Origin of the sequence: Segatella copri (assembly GCF_002224675.1) — a bacterium.
GTDB classification, from domain to species: domain Bacteria; phylum Bacteroidota; class Bacteroidia; order Bacteroidales; family Bacteroidaceae; genus Prevotella; species Prevotella copri_U.
The window spans coordinates 30163-50037 of sequence record NZ_NMPZ01000013.1; the positions used below are offsets into that span (position 1 = coordinate 30163).

At 45.0% G+C, this 19875-nt stretch carries 13 protein-coding genes and 1 other RNA gene; 7 read left to right on the plus strand and 7 right to left on the minus strand.

Annotated features, from left to right (window positions below):
• Positions 1 to 39 precede the first annotated feature (39 nt).
• Both CFT61_RS09245 and CFT61_RS09250 read right to left on the minus strand, forming a co-directional pair.
• Positions 40 to 471, minus strand: a complete 432-nt coding sequence (locus tag CFT61_RS09245) for a DUF6575 domain-containing protein (protein ID WP_089544155.1) — start codon at positions 469 to 471, stop codon at positions 40 to 42.
• A complete protein-coding gene (locus CFT61_RS09250; protein ID WP_089544199.1) occupies positions 468 to 848 on the minus strand; it encodes a hypothetical protein in 381 nt (126 codons plus the stop codon). The genes CFT61_RS09245 and CFT61_RS09250 overlap by 4 nt, the downstream gene beginning before the upstream one ends.
• A gap of 838 nt (positions 849 to 1686) precedes the next feature.
• Between CFT61_RS09250 and CFT61_RS09255 the strand changes: the two genes are divergently transcribed.
• From CFT61_RS09255 to CFT61_RS09275, 5 genes are all read left to right on the plus strand, one after another.
• Positions 1687 to 3612 carry a site-specific DNA-methyltransferase gene (locus tag CFT61_RS09255; protein WP_176425560.1) on the plus strand — a complete coding sequence of 642 codons (1926 nt, stop codon included), beginning with the start codon at positions 1687 to 1689 and terminating at the stop codon, positions 3610 to 3612.
• A complete protein-coding gene (locus CFT61_RS09260; RefSeq protein WP_089544156.1) occupies positions 3609 to 6743 on the plus strand; it encodes a type III restriction-modification system endonuclease in 3135 nt (1044 codons plus the stop codon). Before CFT61_RS09255 ends, CFT61_RS09260 begins: the two co-directional genes overlap by 4 nt.
• 10 nt (positions 6744 to 6753) lie before the next feature.
• The gene (locus tag CFT61_RS09265) at positions 6754 to 9990 is read left to right on the plus strand and encodes a helicase-related protein (protein ID WP_089544157.1); all 3237 of its coding nucleotides are present in this window, start codon (positions 6754 to 6756) and stop codon (positions 9988 to 9990) included.
• A gap of 55 nt (positions 9991 to 10045) precedes the next feature.
• The gene (locus tag CFT61_RS09270) at positions 10046 to 10708 is read left to right on the plus strand and encodes a DUF4391 domain-containing protein (protein ID WP_089544158.1); all 663 of its coding nucleotides are present in this window, start codon (positions 10046 to 10048) and stop codon (positions 10706 to 10708) included.
• Positions 10709 to 11016: 308 nt separating this feature from the next.
• On the plus strand, positions 11017 to 12291 hold the full coding sequence (locus CFT61_RS09275) for a dicarboxylate/amino acid:cation symporter (protein WP_254918918.1): 1275 nt from the start codon (positions 11017 to 11019) through the stop codon (positions 12289 to 12291).
• Positions 12292 to 12402: 111 nt separating this feature from the next.
• On the opposite strand, the gene CFT61_RS09280 is transcribed toward CFT61_RS09275, so the two are convergent.
• Complete coding sequence (locus CFT61_RS09280; protein WP_089544160.1) at positions 12403 to 13965, minus strand: ATP-binding protein; 1563 nt, start codon at positions 13963 to 13965, stop codon at positions 12403 to 12405.
• Positions 13966 to 14602: 637 nt separating this feature from the next.
• Here CFT61_RS09280 and CFT61_RS09285 point away from each other — a divergent pair.
• Positions 14603 to 15931, plus strand: a complete 1329-nt coding sequence (locus CFT61_RS09285) for a VapE domain-containing protein (protein WP_089544161.1) — start codon at positions 14603 to 14605, stop codon at positions 15929 to 15931.
• 116 nt (positions 15932 to 16047) lie between these two features.
• Here the strand turns inward: CFT61_RS09285 and CFT61_RS09290 are convergent, their stop codons facing one another.
• On the minus strand, positions 16048 to 16710 hold the full coding sequence (locus CFT61_RS09290; protein WP_089544162.1) for a hypothetical protein: 663 nt from the start codon (positions 16708 to 16710) through the stop codon (positions 16048 to 16050).
• Positions 16711 to 17008: 298 nt separating this feature from the next.
• Here CFT61_RS09290 and CFT61_RS09295 point away from each other — a divergent pair, with 298 nt between their 5' ends.
• Positions 17009 to 18343 carry an NADP-specific glutamate dehydrogenase gene (locus tag CFT61_RS09295; protein WP_089544163.1) on the plus strand — a complete coding sequence of 445 codons (1335 nt, stop codon included), beginning with the start codon at positions 17009 to 17011 and terminating at the stop codon, positions 18341 to 18343.
• 123 nt (positions 18344 to 18466) lie between these two features.
• On the opposite strand, the gene CFT61_RS09300 is transcribed toward CFT61_RS09295, so the two are convergent.
• The 3 genes from CFT61_RS09300 to rnpB all read right to left on the minus strand — a co-directional run bounded on the left by CFT61_RS09300 (position 18467) and on the right by rnpB (position 19874).
• Positions 18467 to 18874 (minus strand): YkvA family protein, encoded by a 408-nt coding sequence (locus CFT61_RS09300; RefSeq protein ID WP_089544164.1) that lies wholly within the window; start codon positions 18872 to 18874, stop codon positions 18467 to 18469.
• A gap of 21 nt (positions 18875 to 18895) precedes the next feature.
• Positions 18896 to 19330, minus strand: coding sequence for a hypothetical protein (locus CFT61_RS09305; RefSeq protein ID WP_089544165.1), 435 nt, complete (start codon positions 19328 to 19330; stop codon positions 18896 to 18898).
• 111 nt (positions 19331 to 19441) lie between these two features.
• Positions 19442 to 19874: RNase P RNA component class A (gene rnpB / locus CFT61_RS09310), an RNA gene on the minus strand.
• Position 19875 lies beyond the last annotated feature (1 nt).

A 19875-nucleotide genomic window follows, 5' to 3' on the forward strand; every position in this document is an offset into this window, starting at 1 on the left:
ACCCATCTTACTTTTACCAATCTAGCCATAAAGGTAGAACTACATACAAGCCCAACCAAACTTTCTAACTAGCTCAGTAAACAGACCTTTATCCTTTACAGGGATATTAACCACGATACTTTCCTTACCAGATGTTTCCAGATAATAGCCTTCATCTGGCAAACGATCTTCAGATATAGCAGTACTGATTTTCGAATCCAGCACAAGGCTGTTATCTGTCCCCCTCACATTGAAGTACGCCTTATCTCCTTCTGGAGACAAGAACAAGGAGCGCAGGTCCTTCTTTCCCATGCAGAAATCCTGCAGTCTTTTACTGGAAATACGAATCGCCGTATATTTGCATTCGGGAGTATCTTGATACAGCAAACACAAATACAACGTATCAAAACAATCCCTTGCGGTTAGCAATTGAGGATTGTCGTAGTACTCCAGTATGCTATCTACTTTCAGTATGGATTGTTTCTTATTCATAATTTTATTGTTTTTGCATTTTTAATATCAAACGCTTTGCTTCTCCACCAAGAATAATGAGAGTTTTTGAAAGTTTTCTTGATTTTGCCATCCATAGGTCGAAGACTTACCACTGCTATATTAGCATGCTTGAACTTTGGGAGTTTCAATAGTCTTTTTGCATCTTCTAATAAGGCAAAGACAGATACTGCTCTCACTATACAATCATCAATACCTTCTCCCTTAAAAACTTTGTTTGGAGCCAAGCGTTTTTGAGAGAAAAAGTCCTCAGATTCCGCAGGATTCCCATGTGATACACGGAAATAAGTACCATCGCATTCAACAGAGTCAAATGGCGGACAACTCGGTGGCAATTCTTCAAACCAATGATATTCCATAATCATATTTTTTAAAACACATGGCAAAGATAATATTTTAATTCGATATTCACAAATTTTGTGAAGGAATCTTTTGCGGAGCCACTATATTTTTGATTATCAGTGTTAAAAATCATAAGAATCCCCTCATTTCTCATTATTTTTTATTATCTTTGCCCCAAATAACAATTTAAAACAAAGGATATGAGCACATCAACTCATGTGATTACTCCCGATTTGCAAGCGAAACTTGACAAAGCGAGAGAAGAACATAAAAACGGAGAAAACCTGTGCTTTAGCACTGCACAAGATGCAATCGCATGGATGGAAACGTTATCGTGTTGCGAATTGACTCCTTATGGATGAAATTCCGGTATCCATTAAAACCTATTGGTCATTATAATGACCAACAAGGAAATTTGAATGTATAACAATTTAAAAGAAAGAAATATAAGAAACAGAAAAGAAAGATATAACATAATAAGATTATAAACTTGCGTTTACTAATTTGTTCGGAACACACTTGAAATTTTGCCGAATTAAAAGTATGTCATTCACGAATGAATAAGTTCTGTAAACGCCTGCGCTATAGCGTGGGCGGAACTTATCGTGAATGACGGGCCCGGCAAAAGCCTCAAGTGTTGATAAGGGAAGCTCACGCTTCTTCTTTGTCTTCACTACATCAAGGCTTTCTTTGGATAGCTTTCCAGCCAATCCTTCTGTCCGCTGCCCGTTTTACTCCGATAATGATTTAGTTCCAAACGCACCCATCAGCTATAGCAAAAGACGTTGGAGTTCGCTTCAATGTTTGTTGCTATACCTTATTATATATAGTGACTAACAATGAAAAGAGCTACGAATGGACAAATTAAGAATGCAGAGTAGTAATGGTGTCGAGGACAACATTATGAAAATTGCGCAGCTGTTTCCCGACTGCGTTACGGAGACCGTGGATGAAAGAAGCGGTCAGCCAAAGCACCTCATAGATTTCGAGAAACTCAAACAGAATCTTTCTGATAGCGTGATGTCAGAAAGAGCAGAACGCTACCAGTTTACCTGGCCCGACAAGAGCAAGGCGATTCTCCTTGCCAACTCTCCTATCAATGCCACACTTCGCCCTTGCCGTGAAGATAGTATTGATTTCGACAACACCCAGAACCTTTATATCGAGGGCGACAACCTCGATGTTCTCAAGTGTTTAAAGGAGACTAACCTCCATAAGGTGAAAATGATTTATATAGACCCACCTTACAACACCGGAAACGATTTTGTGTATGAAGATGATTTCGCTCAGTCTTCAGAAGAATACCTCGCCAACTCAGGACAGTTTGACGAGCAGGGCAACCGTATGTTTACCAATGCCGAAAGCAATGGTAGATTCCATACCGATTGGCTCAATATGATTTATCCGAGATTGAAAGTTGCAAGAGACTTGCTGACCGATGATGGTGTGATATTCATTTCTATTGATGAAAATGAGATAGAAAATTTACTGAAACTTTGCAAAGAAATATTTGGTGCTAATAATTATATCTCACAATTTGTTTGGCAAAACAAAAAAGGAGGTGGCAATGATTCTACTTATGTAGCTATAGAGCATGAATACATCTTAGCTTTTGCCAAAAATATTAATAGTCTTGAAGCTTTCTTTGAAACATATAGTGATGAATATATAAAACGATACAAAGAACAAGATGAAAAAGGTAAATTCTTCTGGGATACTTTTAAAAGAAAGTCAGGAAAACAATATTATCCTATAACATGTCCTGATGGTACAGTTTTACAATATGATGAGGATGGTAATGAAATTAGTTGGCTGAGATCACAAAAAAGATTTGAAACAGACAAAAAGGAAGGTGAGATTCGTTTTGCTCAAACAACAAATGGATGGTCTGTACAATTTAAACAAAGAATGCCAAAAGGGAAAAAACCAAGAAGTATTTTTACCACAAATTTTACTGTCTTAGATGACAAAGGAACAACAAGTACGGGTTCGGAAGATGTTTATTGCTATTTTAAAAAAGAAGTATTCTCAAATCCCAAGCCTATAGAACTGATTACATATTTTTTAGGTTTTGGCTTAACTGATAATGAAATCGTAATGGATTTCTTTAGTGGTTCTGCAACTACAGCAGAAGCTGTAATGAGAAATAACATTGGTGGTAATCACAATCGATTTATATTAATTCAATTACCGGAGCTAATAGATTCAACAAAAAAAGCAACATCGGAAAACTCGAAGAAAGTAGTTTTGAATGCAATATCTGTTCTAGACGAATTGAAAAAGCCACATTATATTACAGAATTAGCAAAGGAGCGAATCCGCCGTGCCGGCAAGAAAATCAAGGAGGAATCTCCTTTAACCACCCAGGACCTCGATACAGGCTTCCGTGTGTTGAAACTCGATTCCACCAACATGCAGGACATTTACTATTCTCCAAAGGATATTTCGCAAGCCGACCTTTTCTCGCAGGTTGATAATGTGAAGCCGGATAGAACGGGCGAAGACCTGCTCTTCCAGGTAATGCTCGAACTCGGCGCAACCCTGGATTCGAAGATAGAAACGACAACGGTAGCTGGCAAGACCATCTATAACGTTGCCGAAGGATACCTCGTGGCTTGCTTCGATCCGGATGTAACCGACGATGTGGTAAAGGCCATCGCCCAGATGCAGCCAGCCTACGCCGTGCTCCGTGACACCAGCATGAAGGACGATTCCACCGCCACCAACTTCGAGCAGATCTTTAAAACATATTCTCCTGACACAGTAACAAGGATTCTATGAAACTGAAGTTTAAGATACAACAATATCAGACCGATGCCGTGGAGAGCGTCATCAACGTCTTCAAGGGACAGCCCAACCAAGCCAATCTGGAATACAGGATGGATAAGGGAAAACTGTATGTGGTTGACAGCAAGAAGCATGACATCAAAATCGTTCAAACCGATGTTTTTGCCGATAGCAATGATACCGGCAATAACCTGGGTTATAAGAACAACCGACTTGCCATGGATAAAGTGGCTCTCTTTGAAAACATCCGACAGATTCAGACCGATAACAATATCCATCAGGATGAAGAACTCTGCCAGAAACTCGGTGCCTGCCAGCTCGATGTGGAGATGGAAACAGGTACGGGAAAGACTTACGTCTATATCAAGACGATGTTCGAACTGAACAAGCAGTATGGCTGGACCAAGTTTATCGTGGTGGTTCCAAGCATCGCCATCCGAGAAGGAGTGAAGAAGAGCTTCGACATCACGGTAGATCACTTCATGGAGCAATACGGCAAGAAGGCTCGCTACTTCATCTACGACAGCAGCAGCCTCAACGACATCGACACCTTCTCGCAGAGCAACGACATCAGCGTGATGATCATCAACACCCAAGCCTTCAACACCATGAAGGAAGGAGCCAAGAATAAGGCGGCACGCATCATCAACTCAGAACGAGATGAGTTCGGTTCCCGAAAACCTATCGCCGTTCTTGCTGCCAACAACCCTATCATCATCCTGGATGAACCGCAGAAGATGGGAGGTGCCGCTACACAGACGGCACTCAAAGCCTTCAATCCGCTCTTCACCCTGAACTACTCCGCTACCCACAAGGAGCACCACAACACGGTGTATGTGCTCGATGCTCTTGATGCCTACAATCACAAACTGGTGAAGAAGATAGAGGTAGTAGGCTTCGAACTGAAGAACCTGAAAGGTACCGACAGCTATATCTATTTTGCAGAGCTGCTGCTCTCGAAAGACAAGGCACCACAGGTAAGACTGGAGATAGAACAGCAGAGCACTACGGGAGCCATCAAACGAATCTACAAGAAGTTGGGAGAAGGCGATGACCTCTATAGTGCCTCTGGAAACATGCTGCAATACAAGGGATTCATGATTACCGATATCGTGGTGGATGCCCGTCAGCCGACTCGCAGCCAGATAAAGTTCAGCAACGGCGAAAGTCTGATGCTGAAGGAAGTAATCGGCAATGTAACTGCCGACCACAAGGCTCGCATCCAGATAAGGGAAACCATCAAGGCGCACTTCCGAAAAGAAAGTGCCCTCTTCCATCGTGGCATCAAGTGCCTCTCCCTTTTCTTCATCGACGAGGTTGCCAAGTATCGCCAGTATGATAAAGACGGCAATGCGCTGCTGGGACGCTATGGAGAGATATTCGAACAGGAATACCGGGCAGAGCTGAACGAAAATCAGAATATGTACGACCCGGAGTATATGCAGTATCTCAGCTGCATCCCTGTCAACAAGACCCATGAAGGTTATTTCTCCATCGACCCCAAGACCAAGCGCATCAAGGACAGCGATGAGAAGAAGGGAGCAGGAAGCGACGACGTATCGGCTTACGACCTGATTATGAAGGACAAGGAAAGACTGCTGAGTCTCGACCCTGCTTACTCGCCAGTTCGCTTCATCTTCTCCCACTCTGCCTTGCGAGAAGGATGGGACAATCCGAACATCTTCCAGATCTGTTCGCTCAGACAGGCTAACAGCATCTCGCAGAAGCGCCAGGAAGTGGGACGAGGATTGCGACTCTGTGTTGACAACAAGGGAGTGCGACAGGATGCCGATACCCTACAGGGACAGGTGCAGCAGATTAACCGTCTTACCGTGATTGCCTCAGAGGGCTATGCAGATTTCGTAAACGACCTGCAGAAGAATATTTCGGAAGATCTCTACGACCGTCCGAAGGTTGCCGACATCGACTACTTCGATGGAAAGACCTTCACGATTGAGGATGGCAGCAAGCACAGTATCACGACGACAGAAGCCAAGAAGATTTATTTCTACCTGGTGAAGAATGGTTATGTGGATGACGAAAGTCATGTAACCGATGCTTACCGCTCTGCTGCAACATCAGGAACACTCGCCTCATTGCCAGACGAAGTAAAGCCATACGGCAAATGGATTCACAAACTGATAGAAGGCGTTTGGAATCCTTCAGCCCTTGATGGAATGATAGAAAACGGAAGTACGCCGCAGACTCCGGAGAACAGACTGAATGAGAACTTCACGAAGAAGGAATTCCAGGAACTCTGGAATCGCATCAACCACAAATACGCCTATACGGTAAACTTCGAAAGCAAGGAACTGATAGAGAAAGCCATTGCCGCCATCAATAAGGAACTGGTGGTTTCGAGACTGAGCTACGTGGTAACCCGAGGAGTACAGAAAACGGAACTGAAGCACGACGATATGAAGGCAGGCAGCATGATGGTGCAGGAAGAAATGCAGCATGATGACCTGAGAACGGATGTGGTAAGCACCGTAAAGTACGACCTGCTAGGCAAGATAGCCGCCAACACCCGATTGACCCGCAAGACCATCGCCGGGATTCTATCCCAAATCATGCCAAGCAAGTTTGATATGTACAAGGTGAATCCGGAAGAGTTTATCCGCAGGGTAAGCCGTCTGATACTGGAGCAGAAAGCCACCATCATCGTAGATCATATCAGTTACAACGAGATAGAGGGGAGCTACGATTCCGCCATTTTTACGGAGGAGAAGCATACCTCGCTCGACAAGGCTTACCAGGGAAGGAAGAGCATCGTGGATTATGTGTTTACCGATGGTACGGCAAAGCAGAGTGTGGAGCGCAAGTTCGTGGAAGACCTCGATACGAGCACCGACGTTGCCGTATATGCCAAATTGCCAAAAGGTTTCCATATTCCTACCCCTGTGGGCAATTATTCTCCCGACTGGGCGATAGCCTTCAAGGATGGTGCCGTGAAGCATGTCTATTTCGTAGCCGAAACCAAGGGCAGCATGTCAACCCTCGACTTGCGAGGCATAGAAGATGGCAAGATAGCCTGTGCCGACAGGCTCTTCGAACAACTCTCAGGTTCGGGCATCTACTATCATAAGGTAACCAACTACGACGACTTGATGGAATGGGTGAAATAAGTGAAGAATTATGGAACAGCCGAAACAGATAAACAATACCAGCGAACGATTGGTGGACGACCTGAAGTCGAGGTTGTCCACCCAAAGTCGCATATCCATCGCCGCCGCCTCTTTCTCCATCTACGCCTTCGAAGCCATGAAGGCGGAACTGGAGAAGGTGGAGGAAGTGCGCTTTATCTTCATCTCGCCAACCTTTGTGGCAGACAAGACGAAGAAAGAGAAGCGGGAGTTTTACATTCCGAAGTTGAACCGTGAGCGCAACCTCTATGGTACGGAGTTTGAAATCAAACTCCGCAACCAGCTGTCGCAGAAAGCCATCGCCAAGGAGTGTGCGGCATGGATTCGGAAGAAAGTAAAATTCAAGTCCAATTCTTCTCAGGAAGGAATGGGCGGATTCCTGCATCTCTGTGATGGTGAACCTTCTGCCCTACCAGTCTTTGACATGAATGCGCCCAGCAAGCAGCATGTTTATCTTCCTTTTGATGATTTCAGCACCACCCAACTGGGTTGTGAAAAGGGCAACAATGTCTATACGATGGTCAATGTGCTGCCTTCTCCTTCTGCTGAGGCTTATCTGCAGATATTCAACCAGCAATGGAAGAACGACGAGAAGTTCAAGGACGTAACTGCCAGGGTTTTGGAATACATCGAGACGGTTTATCAGGAGAATGCGCCCGAATACATCTACTTCATCGCTCTCTACAACATCTTCCATGAATTTCTGGAAGATATTTCAGAAGATGTTCTTCCGAATGAGCGTACCGGATTCAAGAACAGTCTCATCTGGAACAAGCTATACAACTTTCAGAAGGATGCGGCACTCGCCATCATCAACAAGCTGGAGAAATACAACGGCTGTATTCTTGCCGACAGTGTGGGATTGGGAAAGACCTTTACTGCACTTGCCGTCATCAAGTATTACGAAAACCGCAACAAGAGTGTACTGGTGCTTTGCCCGAAAAAGCTGAATGAGAACTGGATTACCTTTCGTTCCAATTACAAGAACAATCCGATAGCTGGCGACCGTCTGCGCTACGACATCCTCTTCCATACCGACCTTTCACGAGAACATGGAAGTTCCAACGGCTTGGATCTGGACCACATCAACTGGGGCAACTACGACCTCGTGGTCATCGACGAAAGTCATAACTTCCGCAATGGAGGAAACGTAGATGAAGAGGAAGATGATGATGAGCAGCAGGAGGAAAGAAAGGAAAACAGATATCAGAAACTGATGAACCGGGTGATTCGTACCGGTGTGAAAACGAAGGTACTGATGCTGAGTGCTACCCCTGTGAACAATAGGTTTGGTGATTTGAAGAACCAGTTGCAGCTGGCTTACGAAGGCAGAAGCAGCTCGTTTGACGAAGCATTGGGACTAGGCAAGAACGTAGATGATATCTTTACGAATGCCCAGAAGGTATATAACCACTGGGCAAAACTAAAAGCAGAAGAACGCACAACGGAAAGGCTGCTCAACGACCTGAGCTACGATTTCTTCCAGTTGCTGGATGCCGTGACCATCGCCCGTTCGCGCAGCCACATCATGAAGTATTATGATACAAGTGCCATCGGTGAATTTCCACATCGTCTGCCTCCTATCTCCCGTCGTCCGAAACTCACCGACATCAGCAATGCCATCAACTTCAAGGACATCGCAACAGAACTGGACAATCTGAATCTGTCTATCTACACCCCGTCGCTCTATCTGCACGATAGTGCCAGAAACAGCTATACCATCGACTATGAGGGAAGCGGCTTGTCTATCGATGGACGAGAGAAGGGATTGCGGAATCTGATGGCTACCAACCTGCTGAAACGACTGGAAAGTTCGGTCAACTCCTTCCGCCTCACCTTGGAGCGCATCACGGCTTACATCGACGAAACCATCTCGCTCATCGACCAGGAAGCTGAAGAGATAAGAGGTTTCAGACTCAGGGATATGGATTACATCAGTTGGCGAAGAGATCTGGCGGCAGATCAGGAAGTACTCAGAATGCTGCTCCTGATGCTGGAAGATATTACGCCAGCCCATGACAGCAAGCTGCAAATGCTGATAGCAGACTTGAAGGAGAAGTTTGCCCATCCTATCAACAAGGACAACCGGAAGGTGCTCATCTTCACAGCCTTTGCCGATACGGCAGACTATCTCTATCAGGAACTTGCCGAAAGAATCAAGGCAGACTGCGGACTGAACGTTGCCCTTATCACGGGTAGTACAGAGGGCAAATGCACCATTCCGAAGTTTGAGTGTACATTTAATAATGTACTCACCTTCTTCTCGCCCATCTCCAAAGACAAAGGTGACATCTTTGACGAAAAGGATTGTGCCAAGAAGCCATGGATTCATGAAAACATCGATGTACTCATCGCTACAGACTGTATCTCGGAAGGTCAGAACCTGCAAGACTGCGACTATCTGATTAACTACGATATCCATTGGAACCCCGTACGCATCATCCAGCGTTTTGGACGTATTGACCGTATTGGCAGCCGAAACAAAGAAATACAGCTGGTAAACTACTGGCCTGATATGGAGCTGGACGAATATATCCAGTTGAAAGGCAGAGTGGAGAGCCGTATGAAAGCCACCGTTCTGACTTCTACAGGAGACGACAACCTACTGAGCGACAACGAAAAGGGCGACCTGGAATATCGCAGGAAGCAGTTGAAGCATCTGCAGGAAGAAGTGGTTGACATTGAGGATATGGACACCGGCATCAACATCATGGACCTGGGATTGAACGAGTTTCGTCTCGACCTCCTATCATATATCAAGGAACATCCCGACATAGAGCATGCTCCTTTCGGAATGAATGCTGTGGCAGGTGCAAAGGGCGATGTCAAGCCCGGCGTCATCTATGTGTTGAAGAATCGCAACAATGCAGTGAACATCGACAAGAAAAACCTACTTCATCCTTTCTATATGGTGTATCTGTCGGATGATGGCGAGGTTATCTGCGACCATCTTCATCCCAAGAAGCTGCTGGATACCCTGCGATTGCTCTGCAAGGACAAGAAGGAATACGACAGAAATCTTTGTGCCCTGCTGAGTAAGGAAACCTGCGACGGTAGACACATGGAACATTATAGCGACCTGTTGCAGAAGGCCATCGACAGTATGGTACGCATCAAGGAAGAGAGCGACATAGACAGTCTTTTCTCGTTGGGTGAAACCACGGCTTTAACCAATGAGATCAAGGGGTTGGATGACTTTGAACTCATCACCTTCCTGGTTATCAGATAAGCAATCTGTCTAATCATAAAATTCCAAGTTCAATGTTCAAAGTAAAAAAGAACTTATGAATATATTAAATTTTCCCGACTTTACGTTGGTAAACCGAGTAGTACCCAAGGTGGCTTTTTATAGCCATCTTGAGGTAACGGCTCGCATGAAATCTGCATTTGTTGAGAATGTAGAGCAGGTAGTTTGGCTCTATAAGTTGGCACCCAGCAATCTGCACGTGGCAGATGGAAAGGATGTTCACGAACTCACCATCTTTCTTATTAAGCTTAAAAAGGGGATTTCAGACAGCTCTGACATCTTCCGTTATATTGATAGCAAGTTACCCCGACATACGATTTTCATCATTCAACAGGATAACCGATATCAGCTATTGGTAAACTACAAGCAATGGAAGGATGCTTCTGCTGGCACATTCGAGATTATCAAGTCATTTTCTACAGACTGGTTATCAGAAGAAATGCTATCTCTCCGTCTGGATAGTGCTTCTAATATGGATACACTCTATGAATCCTTGGTTCGCCAGATTGCATCAACCCAGATTACTTCTTCTCAGCAGGATCTGCATCAAGCCGTTTCCCAGACCATTCAAATAGAAGCAATAAAAAAGGAAATGGCTGCTATCAGAAAGAAAGAACTGAAAGAGCAGCAACCGCAAAAGAAATTTGCCTTACATCAAAAATACATGCAGCTAAAAAAGATGCTGGAGGAACATATTTAACGAATGGGAATAATGACTGCCATCATAAAAAGATATACATAAAAATAAAGTTTAACATGAAATCCTTGCAAAAATCAATTTTTATATTTACCTTTGTATAAGTAATTAGTTTTAAAAACATAAGATTATGACAAACAAGGAATTGACACTCGCCCAACTGATGAGGGCGATGATTAAGTACGATATCACCTCCGCGACCATGTATTCCGCTCGGAGTCAGCCATCAGAATGCTGAATGATATGTGGGGGTTGGAATAAGGAGAATACTTTTGTCTAAAAAATAATAATTTAAAATCATGGTAAAAACAATGAATGATATTGGAAATAGACAACCGGATAGCAATGCTGGCAGCAGTAAGCAAAAAGGAGTGAAGAATAAGCAAACCCGGCAGCTGGTACTATGGATTGGCGCTTTGATAGTAGGCGCAGTTTTGGGTATGTTCGGCATCAGCTGGCTGGATGGCCTGATGAATTTCATCGCCACGGTCTATACCCGCTTATTCCAGCTTCTGGCAGTACCAACCATAGCCTTGGCAGTCATCACCACCCTGGCATCCTTGGGCAACCAGGCAGATACCGGTAAGATATTCCGCCACGCCATCACCTACACCCTGCTCACGACGATAGCAGCTGCGGCAGTGGGACTGGTGCTTTACAACATCGTTTCTCCAGGCAATTTACCTACAGCCTTGGTGCAGAGCGGAATGGCAGATGTTCCCCAAAAGCTGGGAGAAACCAGCTATTATGACCATATTCTTGGGGTAATACCCAACAACATCATCAAGCCGTTTGCCGAAGGAAATGTACTCTCCATCCTGATTTTGGCGGCAGCAGCAGGTATTGCTTTAACCAAAATGCCATCAAGCGACAAGAAAGAAGTCGTGATGAAGGGATTGTTTGGATTACAGGATCTGCTTTTCATGCTGATTCATGGATTAATCTGGGCTCTGCCTCTGGGTATCGTTGCCTTTGCAGCACAACTCTCAGCCCAGTTCTCCGCAGGAATCGTGATGGCTTCTCTAGGAAAGTACGTAGCTGTTATCCTGGGAGGTAATGTCATTCAATTCTTCATCATCCTCCCGCTCTTCCTCTTGGCAAGAGGCTTGAATCCTGTGCGTACACTGGGCAAGATGATGCCGGCAGTATTGATGGCTCTGTTTACAAAGAGTTCGGCTGCGACGTTGCCGGTAACGATGCAGACAGCAGAAGATAGACTGGGAGTTTCCAATCAGGTTTCCCGCTTCGTATTGCCTATCTGTACTACCATCAACATGAATGGTTGCGCTGCGTTTATCCTCGTAACTTCCTTATTTCTGATGCAGAATGGAGGAATGCCCTTACCTTGGACTACGATGATTCTCTGGCTCTTCATTTCAGTTATCTCAGCAGTGGGTAATGCAGGAGTGCCGATGGGATGTTATTTCCTTACCCTATCTCTGATGTCCGGTATCAATGCTCCTATCGGCATCATGGGTATTATCCTGCCAATCTATACCATTATCGACATGGTAGAAACGGCAGAGAATGTATGGTCAGACTCCTGTGTCTGCGCCATGGTGGATAAGGACTTGAAAGACCAGTAAATATAGAATAAACACCTAGCATATAAAATAGAACATCAACCTGTAGTGATGAGGCTCAGGGGAGGTTGTCTATCCACGGACAATCTCCCATAAGCCAGGATACCACCCTATTTACTCCGCTTCTATCTTCCAATCTGTAATATTATGCGTTGCCACATCAAAGTTAACCCCAACCTTTACGATTGGCAAGCCGCTTAAAGCGAAGCGCTTAGGATATTCCTTAAGATCGATCTGCTTCATCGCTGCATCAGCATCCTTATTGAGCTTCAACTCAAAAAGATAAAGATGGGTAGCAGTTCTCAATACCATATCTACCCTTCCCGATGGAGTGCGAACTTCTACATCTACATAATTATCAAGAATAGAGAATATCACATACATCATCTGCTGATAATGTCCCTCAGAGTCAACATTGTTGCAATACGGAACCGTGGCCAGATAAGCCTGAAGCATCTGCATGGCTCCATCCATATCGTTGCGACGGATAAGAGCTGACATCTTGGCAATGGTCGTAGTTCCCTTCACCGTATTCATACCTATATAATTAGGTAAGAGACTACGGTATAGCCCTACCCGAATCTCCTTGTTAGGAATATCCAGGGTATAGAGTTCCGTCTCCGGATCGTACCCCTTAATGGTGATGTAACCACTCTGATACAATAAAGGCATAACAGATGACATACCTTCTGTTGGTGCATCAAACTCCGACTGGTCGGCTTCACAACTACCAATCTCCGATGGCATAACCTGGAATTTCTTGAGCATTTCTATCAGATAAGTAGGTGTGCCTGAAGAGAACCAATAATAATCCAACTTACTTTTTGCCATGGCATTCAGCAAGCTATATGGATTAAATATATCAGGTGACTGGGCAGCAAAATGATAACCATCATAAAACTCTCGCAAGGATTCAAGCATTTGCTCTCTGCTCTTGCCCATTTTCTCCGCCAACACATCAACATTCGCAGACATCTGTGTTTCCAATTCTTCTCTGGTAATGCCACAGATTCCTGCATATTCATCATCCATACTTATATTCGTAATGTTATTCAGTTCACTAAAGATACTCAATTGCGAGAACTTCGTAATACCGGTCAGGAAGACAAAACGGAGCATTGGTTCACAATCCTTCAACGGACTATAAAAATTGCGCATCACATTGCGAAGCACCGGCAAGTTAACATCGCTATGAACAACGTCAAGAAGAGGTGCATCATACTCATCAATCAGTACGACAACCTGCTTACCTGTCTTTTCATAAGCAGTCTGGATAAGCGAAATGAGACGGTCGTTCGCATCAACTGCAGGAGATGTAATACCCCATACCTTTTCATGCTCGGCAAGTCGCCTTCCCAAATATCTTTCCAGCTGGTCTTTCTCCATGTGCTTACCTCCTGCCATACTGAAATGCAGTACAGGATATTCCGTCCACTCATTTTCCAGCTTTTCGATGGCTAATCCTTTGAAGAGTTCCTTTTTGCCTTGAAAATAGCTTTTGAATGTTGAAACAAGCAATGACTTTCCGAAACGGCGCGGACGACTTAAGAAGAAATGCTTGCCACCGCTATGAGTCATGCGATAGACATATTCCGTCTTATCTACATACAGAAGATTCCGAGTGATTATTTCCTCGAATGTCTGGATTCCTACTGGATATAATTTCAATTCTGCCATTGTTCTGTCTTTTAAGTTTCCGGTGATAACAACCTATCAGCCTATTCAACTGCAAAACTAATCATTTTTTCCGTAATCACCAAACATTTCTGCCAGAATCTACTCTTGGGTATTAAATAAGTAATCGAATATCTATGGAAAACTCTTATTTGAATTACAAAATCATTTCTCCTTTCACAGCACCCGCAATATATTGACATTCACACACTTAAGTGTGAAAGCATTTTTATAGATGCCGTTTCACATCACTTGCAACAAGAGTAAACGATGGAACTAAAAACAGAGAACGACGGAACCAATACGAAGGGGAGAAAGAACGCTTGCCGGAGGGAGAAAGAACGTGGAAGAGAAGGAGGAAACATACCTTCTTACAATCGGATGACTCCCGTCATCCATATAGACCACTCCCGTCATCCATATAGACGACCCGGGTCATCTATATGGATGACCCTAGTCAATCGATTCGAAGAGAGTATCATTTATCCTTCTTCCATAGGTCCTTTCTCCCTCAAGTAAGCGTTCCTTCTCCCCTCTAAATTTATTGCAACATTTATCGCCGATAGTATTGCAAACGCCTCTTTATTGTTGTATCTTTGCAGTGATATTACTCAATAAACGAATTTAACCGATTATATATATGAATATCAAAAGAACACTGAAGAGACTGATCGACGATACCCAGTATGTCGCAGCACTCGAAAAGCAGAATGATCTGCTGAAAGAAAACCTTCAACAGGAAAAAGACAACCTCCAAAAGCAGAAGGAGAACTTCAGAAAGGAGAAGGAACAGAAAATTGCCGACGAAGAGGCACAGTACAAGAAACGTAGCCGCAACTACCTCCGCCCTATCGCGGATATGCAGAAGTGGCTGCTGGAGAACTACGAGTTCCGATACAATGTCATCACCGATGTTTTCGAATACCGCAAGAAGACGGAGCATGACTTCGAAATCATCGACAAGTATGCCATCAACACCATCGCCATCGAAGTGCAGGAGGCTGGCATCTTTGTGCGCGATCACTTCGTAGAGCGACTCATCAAGTCGAAGTACGCCCAACCTTATCATCCTATCCGCTCCTACATCAATCAGGTGAGAGGTACCTGGGATGGAAAGGATAGAATCGGCGACTTTCTGCGCCGCATCAACCATTCTGACTATTGTCAGAAGATGGGAAGAATCTGGCTACGTGCCATGGTGGCGCAGATGGCAGGATACGACGAGAAACATGCCAACAGTGTGATGCTCACTCTGGTTTCAACTACACAGGGACTGCATAAGAGTACTTTTCTCAGAAGCCTATTACCCAACGGGTTAAGAGATTACTACACGGATGATTTCTCGCTCAACCAAAAGGGAAATGCACAGAGAAAGATTGTAGAGTTTGCCATCATCAACGACGATGAGCTGGACAAGGAGAATCCGAAGAAGATGCCGCTGATGAAGACCCTGATGCAAACCATGAAGCCTAGCTTCATCGGTGCCTACAAGAAGAACTTCAACCGTCTGCCCCGCTCCGCCTCATTCACCGGCACCAGCAACCAGCGCGAACTTCTCACCGACTGCTCAGGCTCCCGAAGATTCCTGATTCTGGAACCCGACGGGATGATCAACGTAGATGATATCGAGCACGACCAGATTTATGCCCAACTATTAGATGAGGTAGAGCATGGCGAGCCTTACTTCTTCTCCAAGGAAGATGAAAAGGAGATGCAGGAACACAATCTGCCCTACTATATCAAGACAGACCTGGAAAGAACCGTTGCCTCGTACTTCAGAACTCCCGAAGTAGGGGAAAAGGGAGAGAAAATGACCGCCGACATCATCCTGAAAAAGCTGAGAACGATGCACGTCAAGGGTGTTCAGGATATCGCCTTGAATCCTTTCAGCAAGATTCTGCCCCACCTTTTCGGCAAACCGGAACATACCCGTGACGGCAATCTCTATCTTGTAAAGGAAGTAGGATAAGAAAAAGTCCTTTCACACTTAACTCTCTGTTTATCAACAACAAGAAGAGTTTTGTGAAAGGACTTTTTCTGCATTATCTTTTTTATCCCCTATTCTTCGGTAGATAATTATCGTTTTTACACTCCTATTCTACGGTAGATGAAGACCCTGCCTTCGCGCTCTCGGGTCATCTTAGGGAACTCGCCCTCGCAATAGCCAGACAGAACCTTCTGGGCATGATACTTGGTAACACCATGAAGACGCATCAAATCCTTTACCGTGATATAGCCATACTTCTTGCAGAAGTTGGTGATGTCCAGTAGTTCCTGAGCCGACTCCTTAGGCGGGAAACTTACCTTCCAGGGAATACGGCTGCAATTTCCACCATAATTGACAAAGAACTCCTTATCAAACTCACGGGTGGTTTTCACCTCAAAACCCTCAATCACCACTTCATTGGCAGGAATCAGCTCACCCTCATGATACACCTTATGATATATATTGCCATCATCATCCTTATGGTCTCTCAATTTCAACTTGGGTTTGATGATGAACATATCTCCTATCTTCACCTCCATACCACTGGAAAGTGCCATCATCGTCTCATCCTTGATAGACTGGATGGCTGCCAGAAACTGTGAGGTAACCATCTGATGGTGCTGGCGCATACCATCACGCATATTCTTGAAATCATATACATCCCTATATACAAACTGAGGATGAATCAAATACTTGCCAGTCTCATCTTTCATCGGAGATCGGTGCTCTATATAACCTATCGGTCCTGTAGCTCTTGGCATAATCTTTCATATTTTATAAAATCTTGTGAAGAAGACTCCTGCGTGAAGTTCCTTACACAATGCAAAGATACGAAAAAATATCAGAACCCAAACAAAAAGATAGAGAAAAACTTATATATAATAAGGTGTACGCACACAATTAGGCTACATGAACCTTTACGAAAAGTTAAAAGATTGTCTTTTTTCTACTTTTTGTGCATTTTTTCTTTCTTTTTGTTGGTTATTTCAAGAAAAAACTATATCTTTGCAATCGCAAACAATAAAAAAGAAATTTCAAACACAATAAAAGATAAAGATTATGAAAGCATCTGAAGTAATCGCGAATCTCCAAAGAAGATTCCCAAATGAGCCGGAGTACATCCAGGCAGTTAGTCAGGTTCTCGGTACTATCGAGGAAGAGTACAACAAGCACCCTGAGTTCGAGAAGGCAAACCTCATCGAGCGCCTCTGCATCCCAGACCGCATCATCCAGTTCCGTGTATCTTGGGTAGATGATAAGGGTAACGTACAGACTAACATGGGTTACCGCATTCAGCACAACAACGTAATCGGCCCTTACAAGGGAGGTCTTCGCTTCCACAAGTCTGTAAACTTGGGTATCCTGAAGTTCCTTGCTTTCGAGCAGACTTTCAAGAACTCTCTTACTACTCTCCCTATGGGTGGTGCAAAGGGTGGTTCTGACTTCTCTCCACGTGGCAAGAGCAACAACGAGGTGATGCGTTTCTGCCAGGCTTTCATGACTGAGCTTTACCGTCACATGGGTCCAGACGAGGATGTTCCTGCTGGTGACATCGGTGTAGGCGGCCGTGAGGTAGGTTACCTCTTCGGTATGTACAAGAAGTTGACTCACCAGTTCCAGGGTGTCTTGACCGGTAAGGGTCAGGAGTTCGGTGGTTCTCTCATCCGTCCTGAGGCTACTGGTTACGGTAACGTTTACTTCCTCTGCAACATGCTCGCTACCAAGGGCATCGACATCAAGGGCAAGACTGTATTGGTTTCTGGTTCAGGTAACGTTGCCCAGTACACTATGGAGAAGTTGCTCCAGTTGGGTGCTAAGCCTGTTACATGTTCAGACTCTGATGGTTACATCTACGATCCAGACGGTATCGACCGCGAGAAGCTCGACTACATCATGGAGCTCAAGAACGTAGAGCGTGGCCGTATCAAGGAGTATGCAGAGAAGTATGGTGTAAAATATGTTGCGGGTGCTAAGCCTTGGTTTGAGAAGGCAGACATCGCTCTCCCATCAGCTACTCAGAACGAGATCAACGAGGAGGCTGCCAAGGCTCTCATCGCAAACGGTGTATTCGCTGTAAGCGAGGGTGCTAACATGCCTTCTACTCCAGAGGCTATCAAGGTGTTCCAGGATGCCAAGATCCTCTACGCTCCAGGTAAGGCTGCCAACGCTGGTGGTGTGGCTGTTTCTGGTCTTGAGATGAGCCAGAACTCTGAGCGCCTGAAGTGGTCACGCGAGGAGGTTGACGCCAAGCTCCACGACATCATGAACGATATCCACGCTAACTGCGTGAAGTACGGTACTGAGAACGATGGTTACGTTAACTACGTAAAGGGTGCTAACGTAGCCGGATTCCTGAAGGTAGCTAAGGCTATGATGGCTCAGGGTATCGTATAAAAAGCATTATTATCATTTACAGCATATAAGAAGCGGCGGGCTCGTGAGAGTCCGCCGTTTTTGCTATTGTTCTGAATCGAAATTCAGAAACGGGTGCCGAAAAATGAATGTATTCTAAACGAATCAGACCGGAGTATCTTCCGGATTCTCCTTGAAGAGATCTTCTGCCTGAGGAAGCTCATCTTCATCAAACCACTGTGCGAGCTTGTCGTGAGCCTTCTGCTTCGCATCCTCAGAAACATCCCCCCATACCTTATGAAGCACGAAGATGAGCACTGCCAGGTCGTCGCTCAGTCCCGCTATCGGAATGGCATCGGGAATCACATCGAGCGGACTGATGAGGTAGCCCAGGGCTCCGATAATCATCGCCTTGTCCTTGAGCGCCACCTTGTCACTCTCCAGCGTATAATAGAGAATGAGAGCTGCATAAACCATCTTGGCACCTGCACGCTTTGCCACGTGCGAAATCTTCTCGACAAATGCACTCTGAGTGAATTTGTCCTTATAAGCCATAAAATCAGGTAAATTCATATCTTCAATGCTTTAAAGTTATTATCTTTTTTCATAGAAGAGTACTGCCTTGATAAAGGTCTCCATCTTCGTTTCCTTGTGCTTGTTCACACGGTAGAGGATCACCATCTGGAGCAATGCCTTGCAGAAGCAGGCGAGCAGCAGACCGATGATGATGGCGATGATAGTGGTCATTGCCTTGCCGTTCTCATAGATAGGCGACTTATCTGGGAAGCAGGAAAGGATCAATACGGGGATGACGGTGATGAAACCGCCCACCGTGAGCTGCGTGCGCTTGGAACCGCCCATGTCGAGGATGGCCTGCTTATCGAAGAGATAGTCATCCAGCTCCATACGGGTAAGTCCATAGTTCTCCAACTTAGGGAAGTCGGGCTCATCGCCATACTTCTGCATCTTGTTGGTTACCTTGTGCTCAAAATCGTCTAATATCTGCTTTTCCGGTTCTCTAAGATTCATAATTGCTGGTTATTTTTAAATGGTTTGAAACACCGCACCATACATTGCATAGACAGGTATATATGTCTCCATACCTTATTATATATATGATGCAGAAAGAACTAAAAGAAAGAAAGCAGTGCTCCTATAAGCCGAGTTCTGTACCCATACCGTCAGAAACGATACGGGTGCCTGTCATTTATCTAGTCCCAGAGTCACCCCTGGACTCAAGCACTCTACCCTCCGCAGCAGCCCGAAGGCAATCGGACGAGCCGCCCTCAATCTGCGGTTTACATGAGCTTACAGCTCCCAGATGGCACAGCCTGGCGATCACCCGCCAGCTGGTGGTCTCTTACACCACCTTCTCACCCTTACCCGACACTAAACCACGATGCCCTGCCGGAGCCTGACTTCGCTACGGAATAAGTTTCGGGCGGTAATTTTCTTCTACCGACACCTACTGTCACCAATAGCTTCTATTTTCGGAAGTGGGATGCCCTACGCTGCCCGGACTTTCCTCTCGCACCCCCCAGTAGAGAATGCCAGCGACAAGCCGGAGCACTGCT

Bases quoted from the DNA above. Each gene is read 5' to 3' on its own strand.
- CFT61_RS09245 (WP_089544155.1), bottom strand. From the start codon at position 471: ATGAATAAGAAACAATCCATACTGAAAGTAGATAGCATACTGGAGTAC.
- CFT61_RS09250 (WP_089544199.1), bottom strand. From the start codon at position 848: ATGGAATATCATTGGTTTGAAGAATTGCCACCGAGTTGTCCGCCATTT.
- CFT61_RS09255 (WP_176425560.1), top strand. From the start codon at position 1,687: ATGGACAAATTAAGAATGCAGAGTAGTAATGGTGTCGAGGACAACATT.
- CFT61_RS09260 (WP_089544156.1), top strand. From the start codon at position 3,609: ATGAAACTGAAGTTTAAGATACAACAATATCAGACCGATGCCGTGGAG.
- CFT61_RS09265 (WP_089544157.1), top strand. From the start codon at position 6,754: ATGGAACAGCCGAAACAGATAAACAATACCAGCGAACGATTGGTGGAC.
- CFT61_RS09270 (WP_089544158.1), top strand. From the start codon at position 10,046: ATGAATATATTAAATTTTCCCGACTTTACGTTGGTAAACCGAGTAGTA.
- CFT61_RS09275 (WP_254918918.1), top strand. From the start codon at position 11,017: ATGAATGATATTGGAAATAGACAACCGGATAGCAATGCTGGCAGCAGT.
- CFT61_RS09280 (WP_089544160.1), bottom strand. From the start codon at position 13,965: ATGGCAGAATTGAAATTATATCCAGTAGGAATCCAGACATTCGAGGAA.
- CFT61_RS09285 (WP_089544161.1), top strand. From the start codon at position 14,603: ATGAATATCAAAAGAACACTGAAGAGACTGATCGACGATACCCAGTAT.
- CFT61_RS09290 (WP_089544162.1), bottom strand. From the start codon at position 16,710: ATGCCAAGAGCTACAGGACCGATAGGTTATATAGAGCACCGATCTCCG.
- CFT61_RS09295 (WP_089544163.1), top strand. From the start codon at position 17,009: ATGAAAGCATCTGAAGTAATCGCGAATCTCCAAAGAAGATTCCCAAAT.
- CFT61_RS09300 (WP_089544164.1), bottom strand. From the start codon at position 18,874: ATGAATTTACCTGATTTTATGGCTTATAAGGACAAATTCACTCAGAGT.
- CFT61_RS09305 (WP_089544165.1), bottom strand. From the start codon at position 19,330: ATGAATCTTAGAGAACCGGAAAAGCAGATATTAGACGATTTTGAGCAC.